This window comes from Massilia sp. BGA-UO-ETr-WB1 (genome assembly GCF_059567845.1).
In genome coordinates this window covers 578,813-591,972 of sequence record NZ_JCAQOT010000027.1, presented here as the reverse complement: position 1 = coordinate 591,972, position 13,160 = coordinate 578,813, and the positions used below count along the sequence as shown (strand labels likewise).

The window sequence follows — 13,160 nt, the reverse complement described above, 5'->3', positions numbered from 1 at the left end:
TTTCCTTAGCCCGCATGGGCGCTTGGGTTGATGAGCAATTGGTCCGGGTTGCGGCGCGGCGGGGCGCCGGCTGGCCAGGTGTTCCAGCCGAGGCGCAGGCCGGGCTGGCCGGCGCCGCCCAGCCGCAACGGCGGGGTTTCTTCTTTTTTCAAGATCAGGCGCACGTCCCAGTCCAGGGCCGTGCCGGCGTAGTTGCGCACCCAGGCCAGCAGGCGCTTCATGCTGTCGCCGCCGGGCAGCATGCGTTCATAATCGGAAAAGCCCATGGGGCCGATGACGATGCGGAATTTGTTCTGGCAGTCCCATACCTTGCAGCCGAGGACGGTGGACACGCCCAGCCGGTTGCCGTCCTCGGCGCGGCCGATGCGCGACTGGATCTCCACCGGCAGCCGCATCCAGTGGCCGGTGAACTGCTCCACCGCCACCGGCAGCTTGAAATACTCGCGCAGGATGGACACCAGGCCGGACGCGGGCCGCGCATTGTTGGCCAGCAGGCCGGCGAAGTGCAGCTTGGCGAAGTCGCCGATGTCGTCGCGCTGGCGCAGCGCCGGGGCGCCGATGCCGAACAGGCTGCCGACGAACTCGGCATAGCGGTCGCTGTCTTCCCGGTCCAGGTTGATGGCCGGCTCCGCCTGCGCCCGCGCGCGGTAAAACAGCGACAGCATGCGGTGGTGGAACACGTCGAAGAAAGCCAGCAAGGTGCCGTCGCCGCCGTTGCGCAGGCGGTCGCGCGTGTACTCGGTGATGTGGATCGGCAGCGGGCCGTTGGCGCCCAGCAGGCCGAAGAAATTCACGGCCAGCCGCGCGCGCGCGTCGGCGCCGTTCGAGCCGCCGCGCAGGAACTGGCCCAGCGCGCCCGGATGGAAGGTCAGCGACGGGTCCTGCCCGAAGCGCACCGCATCGTCGCGCGGGCGCAGCGAAGCGCCGATGCGCGGCAGCTCGGGGTGCGCGTTCTCTATCATCCGCAGCACCTGGAAGAAGTCCATGCGCGCGGCCTTGCGCTCCAGTTCCAGTTCGGTTTCTACAGGATCGCGCATGCGCCTCCCTTGGCCGGCCAGCGCATGATCTCGCCGCGCCCGATGGTGCGCACCACCGTCTCGGTGAAGGAGTTGATGGACACGTACTGCGCAAAGAACTGCGCCAGCACGCCGCCCAGCAGGAAGGCGCCGGTGCCCTCGAAAGCCGCGTCGTCCAGCGTGACCGTCACCTGCAGGCCGCGCCCGAAGGTGATCGGCCCCGGCGAAGGCATGCGGCGCGTGATGCTGGAGGTGCTGATCGACTGCACGCCTTCGATCTGGCGCTGCCCGTTCAAGTCGCCCGGATGGCAATACAGCGACAGCATTTCGCGCAGCGCCACGGCGCCCTGGCGCGCGTCGCTGTCGGTCAGCGACAGGTAGTTCAACGACAGGTGGTTCAGCAGGCGCCACGCCACGGCGCCCTCGGCGAACGAGGCGTGCGGCTGGCTGGGGCCGGCCAGGCAGCGCACCGCCGTGACGGGCGCGCCGGAATCGAGGATGAAATCGGTCTTGCCCACGCCCAGCGGCATCGACAGCGGCAGGTCGCGGTTGGTGCACCAGACGGACAGGCCGAGCTGGCGCAGGTCGCTGCGGTACGGCGCCTCGGCCGCGTCCACGATGGAGATGAAGGTCTCGCTGCCGATGTAGCTGGAGCGCGGCCCCACCTTGCGCTGGCGCTGTGAAATCAGGCGCGGCTCGCGCCGCACATGGTAGAAGGCCTTGTCCTGGTGCAGGCCGCCGATATCCTTGGCGGTGTAGAACGGCCGGAAAGCCTGTTCGGCGTTCGGGCCGGTGCCGTAACCGGTCACTTCGTCGACCTGGAACACCTCGAAGTCCATCGGCCGGGTGCGGTCCACCAGCACGTGGTACTCGAACTCGTCGCCGCTGACGTTGATGCGGTCGGCGCGGCGCTGGAACAGGTTGATGGCTGGCGTGCAGTTGAGCGCGAAATTGGACGTGTCCAGCATCTGCTCCAGCTGCGCGTCGCCCTTGTTGAGCAGGATCACCAGGTCCACTTCGGTTTCCGCGCAGCGGGCCAGCGCCTGCTGCAGGCCGCGCAGCTCGACGAACTGGAAGCGCTGCGGAAAGGCGAAATACTCCTGCAGCAGGCGGTAGCCCTGGAAGGTGCGGCGCCCGCTCGGCAGCAGCGCCTCGTCCTCGCCAAAGCCGAGCGGCGCCACCGCGCTTTTCGGCAGCAGCGTGCTGGCGCCGGCCGAGGCCACCAGCACCCCTTCCACGCTGCCCAGGATGCGCTCATAGATCTTGACCGGCATCTCGTCGCTGCCGCGCAGGTTCAGCGCCAGCCGGTCCAGCGGCAAGGCGCGGAACGGCACGCCGCCGGCCGTGCGCAGTTTGAGGCGGATCCCGGCCTTGACGCTGCCCGGCAGCGCCGCGCCATTACCAGCCCCGGCCAGCGCGCCGCTGTGGGTGAAGAACTTGGCTTCCACCAGTTCCACCGGCCACATGGTCACGTCGTGCGCGGTGCGGTACTCGCAGGCGGTGGTGTCGCCCTTGCCCAGCACGCTGCGCATGGCGGTGCCGCGCGGCACCACGTAGCCCTGCTTGAGCGCGGGGTTGGCAAGGTCCGGCTGCAGCTGCACCACCGCCATCGACGGCGTGGGCGCCAGGAAGTGCGGGTACACCAGCTCGGACATGTGCTGCGTAAAGCGCGGGAACTCGGCGTCGATCTTCATCTGCACGCGCGCGGCGAGGAAGCTGAAGCCTTCCAGCAGCCGCTCCACGTAGGGGTCGGCGCAGTCGAAGCCTTCCAGGCCGAGGCGGCCGGCTATCTTGGGATATTCCCTGGCGAACTCGCCGCCCACTTCGCGCAGGTGCTGCAGCTCCTGGCTGTAATAGCGCAACAGGCGCGGATTCATGCGCCCGATCCCTTGCCGCCAGCGTTCTCGGTCACGCGGATACTGGCGCGGTCCACGTCCAGTTCAGTTTTCAGGTACAGCCGTTCGGGGTAAGGTTGCGCCCACATATCGCCTTCGATTTCAAACATGATGGTGTTGCGGTCCGATTCGGCCGACACCGCCTTCACGCTGACCGAGCCGCGTATCAGCCGCGGCTCGAAGTCCCAGATGGCCTGGCGGATGCCGCGTTCCAGCTCGGTCAGGTTCAGGCCGGCCACGGAGATGCCGGAGATGTCCGGCATGCCGTAGTTCACCACCGAGTTGGCCACGTAGGGAAGCTTGGCATGGTCGGTGACGGACAGCAGATTGGTGGTATTGAGCAGCCAGGCCAGGTCGCGCAGTACGCTTTCGCGCAGCGTGCGCAGCGACAGCACGCGCCGCTCGCGCGACTCCACGCTGCTTTCCGGCTCGTCGTCGGTCAGGCGGTCCAGCAAGGAAGGCTGGAGCCGCTCGCGTGGCGCCAGTTCAGCCATTTTCCGCGGCGGCGCCGTCGAATTCAATGCTGCGCACGTCCATCAGCGCATAGTCGGCGGCGTCGGTGGCGAACATGCGCTGGCCCAGGCCGACGCCATCTTCGCTCCATTCGGTGCGGCGGGCCAGCAAGAGCGCATCGTCAGCGCCCTCACCCACGGTGCCGGCATAGCGCGTCGGGATCAGGCCCACGGTGCTGGCGCCGTTGGTCCAGGTGAAGGTGGCCGGCATCCACACCTTGTCGCGCAGGTCGGCCGGCGCTTCGATCTCGATGCGGCTCACATGCTGCACCGGCACCCAGATGTAGCGCCCGTTCATGATCACTTCCAGCACCGGGCCGATGCGCGCGTCGGCGTCGGCCAGCCACTCGAAGGCTTCGCCGTTGATGCGGCCGGAGCTGGCCGGCGCGTCCTCGAAGGCGCGCGCGCGGGCCTGCGCGCCGGCGGCGGCATTGCCCTCGCCTTCCAGCTTGAGCGCCTCGGCCACCAGGGCGATCCACGCCACCGGTTCGCCGAACACCACGGGCAGGCGTTTGCCGGCAAAAATTTCATCGCGCAGCGCCTCGCACTGGATCGCTTCGCGGTAGGTTTGCGCCATCGGCAAGGTGGCCGCGTCCAGCTCGGCGGCCACGTTCAGTTGCGTCAGTGCGCGGTTCCATTGCCCTTGCACGCAGAGCAGCTGGAACAGGAATGTGCGGAGTTTCGCGTTGGAGGGGTCTTTACGGATCTGGCCTTGCAGCGCGGTGAGCGCGTCGCCAAGCCGGCCTTCGGAAATGAGCTGTTGCGCGTCCATAAGGAGCCCTGAGATAAAACGAGAGGAAAAAAAGCCGGGGCGCACGGGCCCCGGCAGCTTGCAATTACTTGGCGATGTTGCCGGCGATGTCCCAGTTGAACACGCCGCCGGAAGCGGTAACGCCTTTTTCGTTCTGCAGGAAGTACTCGAACTTCACTTCAGCGAAGTTCAGGCTGACGTTCTCGGTCAGGCGGTCTTCGCCGCCGCTGCCGCCGGTCGATACCGACGTCACCAGCACCTTGGTCATGGTCAGCTCCAGGTACTTTTGCTGTCCCTCGCCGGCTTTGCGCACCAGCAGCTTGGCCACCGGAATGTGCGAGCCTTTGGCCAGCGCGATCAGCAGGGCCGGCGAAGCCTTGTCCAGGTATTTGGTGATCGAGATATCCTGGAAGTTGGCCTTGCCTGCGCCGCCGCCGCCGCCGGCGTGGAAGGAGCCGGAGTTGGAAGCACCCCAGCTCCATGCCAGCACGTCGATATCACCGGCTGCTTTTTGCGCGCTATCCTGGGTTTCGCCTTTGATGGTGGCGCCCAGATTCAGGAACATGTCTACTGCCATTTTATTCTCCTAGTGTGTGTTTGGACTGCAAACTGTAAAAATCAACCGCCTTTGGCCGACGGCAGCTTGGACACCAACCGCAGCGACACGGTCAGGCCTTCCAGCTGGTAGTGCGGGCGCAGGAAGAACTTGGAGGTGTAGTAGCCTGGATTGCCCTCCACTTCCTCCAGGATCACTTCGGCCGCCGCCAGGGGCTTCATCGCCTTGGTTCCTTCGCTGGAGTTGGCGGGATCGCCGTCGACGTAACGGTTGATCCAGTTGCTCAGCCAGCGTTCCATCTCATCGCGCCCTTTGAAGGAACCGATCTTGTCACGCACGATGCATTTCAGGTAATGCGCAAAGCGGCAGGTGGCGAACAGGTACGGCAGGCGCGCGCCCAGGTTGGCGTTGGCGGTGGCGTCCGGGTCGTCGTATTCGGCCGGCTTGTGCAGCGACTGCGCGCCGATGAAGGCGGCGAAATCGGTGTTCTTCTTGTGCACCAGCGGCATGAAGCCGTTGGCCGCCAGTTCCGCCTCGCGGCGGTCGGAGATGGCGATCTCGGTCGGGCACTGCATGGCCACGCCGCCGTCGTCGGTCGGGAAGCTGTGCACCGGCAGGCCTTCGACCGCGCCGCCGGACTCGATGCCGCGGATGCGCGAGCACCAGCCGTATTCCTTGAAGGAGCGGTTGATGTTCACCGCCATGGCGTAGGCCGCGTTGGCCCAGGTGTAGTTCTTGCTGCCGGCGGCCGAGGTGTCTTCCTCGAAGTCGAACGCTTCCACCGGATCGGTCTTGGCGCCGTACGGCTGGCGCGCCAGGAAGCGCGGCATGGCCAGGCCGACGTAGCGCGCGTCCTCGGACTCGCGGAACGAGCGCCAGGCGGCGTGTTCCGGGGTCTGGAAGATCTTGGTCAGGTCGCGCGGATTCGACAGTTCCTGCCACGATTCCATCAGCATCACGGAAGGTGCGGCGGCGGCGATCAGCGGCGCGTGCGCGGCGGCGGCGATTTTGGCCATGCCGGACAGCAGCTCCACGTCCGGCGCGCTGTTGTCGAAGTAGTAGTCGGCCACGATGGAGCCGAACGGCTCGCCGCCGAACTGGCCGAACTCTTCTTCGTACATTTTCTTGAAGATCGGGCTCTGGTCCCAGGCCGTGCCCTTGTACTTCTTCAGCGTTTTGCCCAGGTCGTTCTTCGAGATGTTCATCACGCGGATCTTCAGCGTTTCATCGGTCTCGGTGTTGTTGACCAGGTGGTGCAGGCCGCGCCAGGCGCCTTCCAGCTTCTGGAACTCGTCGGTGTGCATGATCAGGTTGATCTGCTCGGTGAGCTTCTTGTCCAGCGCCGCGATCAGGCCCTCGATGGTGCCCAGCACGTCGTTCGAGATCAGGTTGGTGCCGCTCAGCGCCTGCTCGGCCAGCGTCTTCACCGCGTTCTCGACCGCTTCCTTGGCCTTGTCCGATTGCGGCTTGAACTCCTTCTGCAGCAAGCTGCCGAAGTCGCTCATTTCCAGGGTGCCGGTGGCGCCTTGTTGTGCTTCAGTGATCTGTGCCATCAATTCCTCCGTCGATTATTCTTGCGGCTTCGGTGCCGAGGTCAGGGCCTGCATCAGGGCCGGTTCGGCCAGCAGCTTGCCGATCAGCTCTTCGGCGCCGGTTTTGCCGTCCATATAGGTCAGCAGGTTGGACAGCTGGCCGCGCGCTTCGAGCAGCTTGTTCAGCGATTCCACCTTGCGCGCCACGGCGGCCGGGGTGAAGTCGTCCATGCTCTCGAAGGTCATGTCGACCGCCATATTGCCCTCGCCGGTCAGCGTGTTGGGCACTTGCACCGCGATGCGCGGCTTCATCGACTTGAGGCGCTCGTCGAAGTTGTCGACGTCGATCTCCAGGAATTTACGGTCCGCCACCGGCGCCAGCGGATCGGCCGGCTGGCCGGACAGGTCGGCCAGCACGCCCATCACGAAAGGCAGCTGCACGCTTTTCTCCGCGCCGTAGACTTCCACGTCGTACTCGATCTGCACGCGCGGCGCGCGGTTGCGCGCGATGAACTTCTGGCTACTTTCTTTGCCCACGATTTACTCCTCCTAGTGATAGAAACGACCCGGTTTGGTGCCTGGTACTCTCGAATTTAATATTCGCTCTGCTGTGATTCTTCTTCACGCGGGCCGCTGACCACCAGCAGCTGCGTCATGCCGTCCGGCGCCAGGTCTTCCATGATTTCGAAGAAGTTCTTCGGAACCAGGCGCTTGGCGCGCTCCAGCAATAAAGGTACGGGGCTGGACGGCTCGTACTGCTGGTAGTACTTGTTGATCTTGTCGAGCATGCGGATCACGTCGGCGCGGCTGGCGACTTCGCCGCTGATGGCGGCGGCGCGCGCGCCGCCCTTGCCGGAAACGGCGGCACTGTCGCCTGCGCCGTCGCCGGCTTCCTCGCCGCCCGCTTCGCTGCCGGCTGCGCCTTCATCGGCGGCGCTGCCGGCCTGCTCGGCGAAGAAGTCGCGGCCGCGCCGCAGCAGGCGCACCAGCGCGTCCAGGTTCAGCGCCTGCGAACTGCCCACCTGGCGCACCAGGGTCAGTTCGATCTGGGTCACGCTGTCGCAGGCGGCGGCCAGGCCGGCGCTGCTGGCGGCCACCCGTTGCGGGTCGGCGTCCTGCAGGGCGGCGGCAATCGAATGCAGCTCCACCTTGCTCTCGCCCTCTGCCGGCGGCAGCTCGCCGTTAGCCACTTCCAGCGTGCGCAGCGACAGCGGGCCCAGTCCGGGCAGCATCAGCAGCGTGGCTTCTTTTACTTCGCGCAGGAAGGCGTTGTCGGCCAGCGTGGCCAGGGAATTGATGCGCAACATGGGGTCCATGTCGTCGTCGGGGTCGAGCTGCGGGTGCACGCTGTCCCAGCGCCGCTCCAGCAGCCGCTCGATCAGCGCCAGGCCGTTGGCCAGGCCCGGCATGCCCTCGAGCGCGAGCAGCGCGCGCGACAGCGACACGGCCAGCCGCAAGTCGCGGCTGCGCTCCAGCAGGCCGGTGGCCAGCCGTTTGACGAGCTTCCATTCGGGAGGCACGGCCGGCGTGATGGTGTCGCCGTATTGAACCTCCGGCTTGCCGAGGATAGCCTGTTCGAGCCCCAGGAAATCCGGGTCATACTCGAGATTGGGTCCGCAGGGCGCATCCGCCTCCACGTCCACCAGCAAAGAATCGATATCCACTCCACCACCCTTGGCAAACAGTCTAGTTTTCGACCACGACTATACTAGAATTTTCCGTAAACATTGCAGAAAATAATTGTTTTTTGTCACGCAAATGTTGGTCTAAATATATTGCAAGAAGCGCCGCGTTATGCATAAGTGATTGCCAGGATCGCAGCCCGGAATTCGCTCGCATGCTGATAGCGCCCGGACGGCGTTTTTGCCAGCCCGCGCGCCAGCAGCGGCTCGAAAACAGCGAGCTCGGGCGGCAGCGGCGGCGGCGGCTCGAGCAGCACCTGCTGCATCAGCTGGAACGGCGTGCCCTCGTAAGGCCGGCGCCCGGCCAGCATCTGGTACAGCACCACGGCGGCGGCAAACAGGTCGCTGCGGCAGTCGGCCTGGCCGCGCATCTGCTCCGGCGCCATGTAGCCGGGCGTGCCGTGCGCGCTGGCGATGCCGGGCTGGCTGGCCAGCCCGAAGTCGGCAATCTTCAGGCCGCCGCCGGCGTCGATCAGCAGGTTGGACGGCTTGATGTCGCGGTGCACCACCTGCTGCCCGTGGGCGTAGGCCAGCCCCTCGAGCAACTGTGCCATCCACGCCACGGCGCGCGCGGGCGGCAGCGGCCCGGCTTCCAGCAGCGCGGGCAGCGACGGGCCGTCCATATATTCCATGACGATATAGGGTGTATGCGCTGGGCCGCAGCCGCCGGCCTCCAGCACCGCCACGATGCGCGGATGGCGCAGGCCGGCGGGTGGAAAGGCCGGCGGCGGCGCCAGCTTCAGCGCCACCGGCCGGCCGTCCGGCCCGTCGGCCAGCCACACGCCGGGGGCCAGCGCGCGCCGCAGCAAATAGCCGCCGGCATGGCCCGGCAACAGGCTGCCGATATTTATTTGCATAGGCGCTGGATTACAAGGTTGTCATTCGCTTATCATACGACGAGACGTTTCTGCTATAAACTGAATCTTTCGCTGGTCTCAATTTTCACATCATTGCAACACCATAGCCACATGAACGAATTGAAGCAGCTGGGCCGGTATCAATTGTTGCGCGTGCTGGGACGCGGCGCGATGGGCCTGGTCTATGAAGGTGTCGATCCCAAGCTGAACCGCCGGGTCGCCATCAAAGTCATCCACATGGGCCGGATCGACGATCCCGCCCTGCGGGCCGAGTATTCCGCGCGCTTCACGCAGGAGGCGCAGGCGGTCGCGCGCCTGAACCATCCCAACATCGTCACCGTGTACGACTTTGGCGAGGAAAACGGCGAAGCCTACCTGGTGATGGAGCTGATCGCCGGCGAAGAGCTGGGCAGCTACTTCGACGACAGCCAGATGTTCTCGCTCGACTTCACGCTGGAGGACTCGGTGCGCATGACCTGCGAACTGCTGGACGCGGTGGACTACGCCCACCAGCAGGGCATCATCCACCGCGACATCAAGCCCGCCAACATCATGCTCAGCGGGCAGCTGCGCGTGAAGCTGACCGATTTCGGCGTGGCGCGCATGCAGGACGTCAACGCCAAGCACACCGAAGCCGGCACCATGGTCGGCACCCCCAGCTACATGTCGCCGGAGCAGATCACCGGCCAGGCGGTCGGCCCGCGTTCGGACATTTTCGCCGCCGGCATCGTGCTGTACCAGTTCCTGACCGGCGAAAAGCCGTTTGTCGGCCAGGGCCTGTTCGCGGTGCAGCAGAAGATCGTCTACGAGCAGCCGGCCCTGCCGAGCACCCTGAATCCCCTGCTCAGCCCCATGTTCGACCGCGTGGTGCTGCGCGCGCTGGCCAAGCGCCCGGAAGACCGCTACCCGAGCGCGCGCAGCTTCAAGGAAGACCTGAAACGCGCCCTGAACGGCGACGAGGTGAACCTGGACGACACCATGCCGCCGCAGGTGCGGGTGCCGAATTCCTTCCTGGCCGGCGGCCCCGGCGCGCAGCCCTACGGCACCATGCCGCCGCTGCGGCAAACCGGCGCCCCGGGCGCGGACCCCGACGCCACCCAGGTTTCCGGCGTGGGCCTGCCGCTGCCGGCGGCGCCCGACGTGGACCAGGACGCCACCGTGATCACCACGCCGCCCGGCATCCGCCCGGACGGTAAGCGGTGAGGGGCGCGGCCATGAGCTCCGCCGAGGACCGGCTGCACTTTTTCAAGCGCCTGCAACTGCTAACCAACAAGATCCACGCCACGCAGGACATCGACGACATCATGCTGGAGATGTCGTCCGAGCTGTGCGAGCTGTTCAGCGGCGACCGGCTCACCCTGTACGCGCTGTCAGACGACAAGGCCAGCATGGTGTCCAAGGTGAAGACCGGGCTGGCCTCGTTCAAGCAGCTCAAGCTGCCCATCTCGGCGCAAAGCATCGCCGGCTACGCCGCCCTGTCGAAGAAGACGCTCAACCTGCTGGACGTGTACGACGAAGCCGAGCTGCGGCGCCACGACGCCGAGCTGTGCTTCCAGCAGGGCGTGGACCGGCGCACCGGCTACCGCACGCAGCAGATGCTGGTGGCGCCCATCCTGGCCGAGGACGGCGCGGTGCTGGGCGTGCTCCAGCTGATCAACAACCACAAGGGCGGCGCCTTCGACGCCATGGTGGAGGAAGGCGTGCAGCATCTGTGCGACTCGATCGCCATCGCCTTCGCGCACCGCCAGAAGGCGCCCACGCGCGAACGCAGCCGCTTTGCCGCCATGCTGTCCGAAGCGGCGCTGCCGCGCGTGCAGCTGGAGCAGGCGCTGCGCAGCGCGGCCGCCCGCAACCTCGACATCGAAGACGTGCTGCTGGACGAGCTGGCCATCAAGCCGGCGCTGGTGGGCCGCGCGCTGGCCGACTTTTTCGGCGTGCCCTACTTCATGTTCCAGGTGGACCGGCGCCGCCCGCAAGGCCTGCTGGACAGCTTCAACCGCGAATACGTGGTGCAGAACCAGTGGATGCCGATCGAGGAAGGCCGCCACGGCATCTTCATCCTGGCGGTGGACCCGGACCAGCTGAAAGCCAGCGGCGCGGTGCAGCGTGTGTTCCCGCACGCCACGCCGATCTACTGCGTGACCACGCGGCGCGAATTCGGCTGGATGGTGAACCAGTTCTTCGGCGCCGCCGACGCATCTCTGGCCGACACCCTGCCGCCGCCCGCTGCCCGCCCCGCCCCGGCCGCCGCCCCCGCCAACGCCAACGCAGCGCCGGATGCCGATGCCGATGCCACCATTGTCGCCAGGCCGGCGCGCCCGCCCGTCCCGGCCCTGCCCGGCGTGGAGCAGACGCTGGTCGCCAACGCCGTCAGCCCGCTCTTGCTGGCCGCCGCGCAGCACGGCATCAGCGAGCTGCACATCACCACCACGCCCGGCCCGGACGGCGAAATCCGCTTCCAGGTCAGCGGCGTGCTGCGGAAGGCCTGATGTCCTACCCCATCCACAACAAGCTGGTGATCGGCATCGCCTCCAGTGCCCTGTTCGACCTGAGCGCCTCGCACCAGGTCTACGTCGACAGCGGCGAAGAGGAGTACCGCAAATACCAGGAAGCCAACATCGACACCATACTGGGCAAGGGCGTGGCTTTCCCCTTCATCCGGCGCTTCCTCAACATCAACAAGCACTTCCCCGGGCAGATGCCGGTGGAAGTGGTGCTCCTGTCGCGCAACTCGCCCGAAACCGGCCTGCGCGTGATGAAGTCCATCGCCCACTACGGCCTGGACATCTCGCGCGCCGCCTTCGTCACCGGCAAGTCGCCCTACACCTATCTGCCCGCCTTCAACACCTCGCTGTTCCTGAGCGCGAACGCGGCCGACGTGCGCAGCGCGCTGGACAACAACTACCCCGCCGGCCTGGTGCTGCCGTCCCTGATCGACGACGACGAGGACGACATGGAGCTGCGCGTGGCCTTCGACTTCGACGGCGTGATCGCCGACGACGAATCCGAAACCGTCTACAAGCGCAACAACGACGTGCTCGAATTCCACGCCCACGAAACCGAGCGCGTGGCCATTCCGCACCGCCCCGGCCCGCTGGCGGACCTGTTCCGCAAGCTGCACGTGATGCAGCGCTACGAGGCCGCGCTGGCGCGCCGCGGTCCCGGCTACAAGCGCATCCTGAGCATCGCCATCGTCACCGCGCGCAGCGCGCCCTCGCACGAACGGGTGGTCACCACGCTGAAGAACTGGGGCGTGTCCGCCAACGAAACCTTCTTCCTGGGGGGCATGGACAAGGCGCGCGTGCTGGCCATCCTCAAGCCGCATATCTTCTTCGACGACCAGCTCAGCCACCTGAAGTCCGAAGGCGGCACCATCCCCATGGTGCACGTGCCGTTCGGCGTTGCAAATCCGGTACAGATTTAGCTCCCTCTTAAGGCTGGCGTAATAACCGCTAGCAACTTTCGGCGTATATTCGCCGGCACGCCTCCACTAAAATATAAGAAGGCGCAATCAACCATGGAGCTTTACCAATGAAACGACTCGCACTCGCGGCCCTGATGGCCTGCCTCGGCCACACCGCATTCGCAGCAGACGGCAGCCACTGGGGCTACTCCGGCGCCGAAGGCCCGGACCAGTGGGCCAAACTCTCGCCCGACAACTACGCCTGCCAGAGCGGCAAAAACCAGTCCCCGGTCGACCTGAAAGGCAGCATCCACGCCGCGCTCAAGCCGCTGAAGATGGACTACAAGGCCGGCGGCAATGAAGTGCTGAACAACGGCCACACGCTGCAGGTGGGCTTCGCGCCCGGCAGCGCGCTGTGGCTGGACGGCGAGCGTTTTGAACTGAAGCAGTACCACTTCCACGCCCCCAGCGAAAACCTGATCGCCGGCGTGTCCTACCCGCTGGAGGTGCACCTGGTCCACGCGGACAAGGACGGCAACCTGGCCGTGGTGGCCGTGATGTTCAAGGAAGGCGCCGAGAACAAGGCGTTGGCCGCGCTGTGGCCGCAGCTGCCGAAAGAAGCCGGCGTGAAGAACGCGCTGGCAACGCCGCTCTCGGCCGCCGCGCTGCTGCCCGCCAAGCATGCCTACTACCGCTTCAGCGGTTCGCTGACCACGCCGCCGTGCTCCGAAGGCGTGCGCTGGCTGGTGATGAAGAATCCGGTGACGGTGTCCAAAGCCCAGGTGGCCGAGTTCGCGGAACTGATCCATCATCCGAACAACCGTCCGGTGCAGGCGCTGAACGGCCGCCCGGTGCTGGACTGAGCACGGCGGAGGAAATGTTAGCGGTCACAAGGTCGTAACATTGCATGGGTAGCATGCGGGTAGTTTTTTAGCCCTGACTTAACTACCCAAGGA

General features: G+C 66.1%; 13 protein-coding genes. 4 read left to right on the top strand and 9 right to left on the bottom strand.

The genetic code is table 11. The features are described 5' to 3' along the window. Positions 1-5: 5 nt before the first annotated feature. The 9 genes from tssG to AC56DV_RS29590 form a co-directional block, all read right to left on the bottom strand. The gene (tssG, locus tag AC56DV_RS29630) at positions 6-1,037 is read right to left on the bottom strand and encodes a type VI secretion system baseplate subunit TssG (protein ID WP_496317789.1); all 1,032 of its coding nucleotides are present in this window, start codon (positions 1,035-1,037) and stop codon (positions 6-8) included. Further along, on the bottom strand, positions 1,022-2,893 hold the full coding sequence (gene tssF / locus AC56DV_RS29625; RefSeq protein ID WP_496317788.1) for a type VI secretion system baseplate subunit TssF: 1,872 nt from the start codon (positions 2,891-2,893) through the stop codon (positions 1,022-1,024). Before tssF ends, tssG begins: the two co-directional genes overlap by 16 nt. Then, positions 2,890-3,405: a type VI secretion system baseplate subunit TssE gene (tssE, locus tag AC56DV_RS29620; RefSeq protein ID WP_496317787.1), complete on the bottom strand. Its 516-nt coding sequence runs from the start codon at positions 3,403-3,405 to the stop codon at positions 2,890-2,892. The genes tssF and tssE overlap by 4 nt, the downstream gene beginning before the upstream one ends. After that, complete coding sequence (locus AC56DV_RS29615; protein ID WP_496317786.1) at positions 3,398-4,195, bottom strand: type VI secretion system accessory protein TagJ; 798 nt, start codon at positions 4,193-4,195, stop codon at positions 3,398-3,400. Before AC56DV_RS29615 ends, tssE begins: the two co-directional genes overlap by 8 nt. A gap of 64 nt (positions 4,196-4,259) precedes the next feature. Next, positions 4,260-4,751 carry an Hcp family type VI secretion system effector gene (locus AC56DV_RS29610; RefSeq protein ID WP_496317785.1) on the bottom strand — a complete coding sequence of 164 codons (492 nt, stop codon included), beginning with the start codon at positions 4,749-4,751 and terminating at the stop codon, positions 4,260-4,262. Between the two features lie 41 nt (positions 4,752-4,792). Further along, on the bottom strand, positions 4,793-6,283 hold the full coding sequence (tssC, locus tag AC56DV_RS29605) for a type VI secretion system contractile sheath large subunit (protein ID WP_496317784.1): 1,491 nt from the start codon (positions 6,281-6,283) through the stop codon (positions 4,793-4,795). 15 nt (positions 6,284-6,298) lie between these two features. Continuing rightward, a complete protein-coding gene (gene tssB, locus AC56DV_RS29600) occupies positions 6,299-6,799 on the bottom strand; it encodes a type VI secretion system contractile sheath small subunit (protein ID WP_057154627.1) in 501 nt (166 codons plus the stop codon). Positions 6,800-6,855: 56 nt separating this feature from the next. After that, positions 6,856-7,926 (bottom strand): type VI secretion system protein TssA, encoded by a 1,071-nt coding sequence (gene tssA / locus AC56DV_RS29595; RefSeq protein WP_496317783.1) that lies wholly within the window; start codon positions 7,924-7,926, stop codon positions 6,856-6,858. Positions 7,927-8,054: 128 nt separating this feature from the next. After that, positions 8,055-8,801 (bottom strand): serine/threonine-protein kinase, encoded by a 747-nt coding sequence (locus AC56DV_RS29590; protein ID WP_496317782.1) that lies wholly within the window; start codon positions 8,799-8,801, stop codon positions 8,055-8,057. Between the two features lie 111 nt (positions 8,802-8,912). Here AC56DV_RS29590 and AC56DV_RS29585 point away from each other — a divergent pair, with 111 nt between their 5' ends. From AC56DV_RS29585 to AC56DV_RS29570, 4 genes are all read left to right on the top strand, one after another. Beyond that, positions 8,913-10,004: a serine/threonine protein kinase gene (locus tag AC56DV_RS29585; RefSeq protein WP_496317781.1), complete on the top strand. Its 1,092-nt coding sequence runs from the start codon at positions 8,913-8,915 to the stop codon at positions 10,002-10,004. Between the two features lie 11 nt (positions 10,005-10,015). Then, positions 10,016-11,290 carry a GAF domain-containing protein gene (locus tag AC56DV_RS29580; protein WP_496317780.1) on the top strand — a complete coding sequence of 425 codons (1,275 nt, stop codon included), beginning with the start codon at positions 10,016-10,018 and terminating at the stop codon, positions 11,288-11,290. Next, positions 11,290-12,225: a 5'-nucleotidase gene (locus AC56DV_RS29575; RefSeq protein ID WP_496317779.1), complete on the top strand. Its 936-nt coding sequence runs from the start codon at positions 11,290-11,292 to the stop codon at positions 12,223-12,225. The genes AC56DV_RS29580 and AC56DV_RS29575 overlap by 1 nt, the downstream gene beginning before the upstream one ends. Before the next feature lie 107 nt (positions 12,226-12,332). After that, entirely contained in the window at positions 12,333-13,067 is a 735-nt protein-coding gene (locus AC56DV_RS29570; RefSeq protein WP_496317778.1) for a carbonic anhydrase, read from the top strand. The last annotated feature ends 93 nt before the right edge of the window (positions 13,068-13,160 follow it).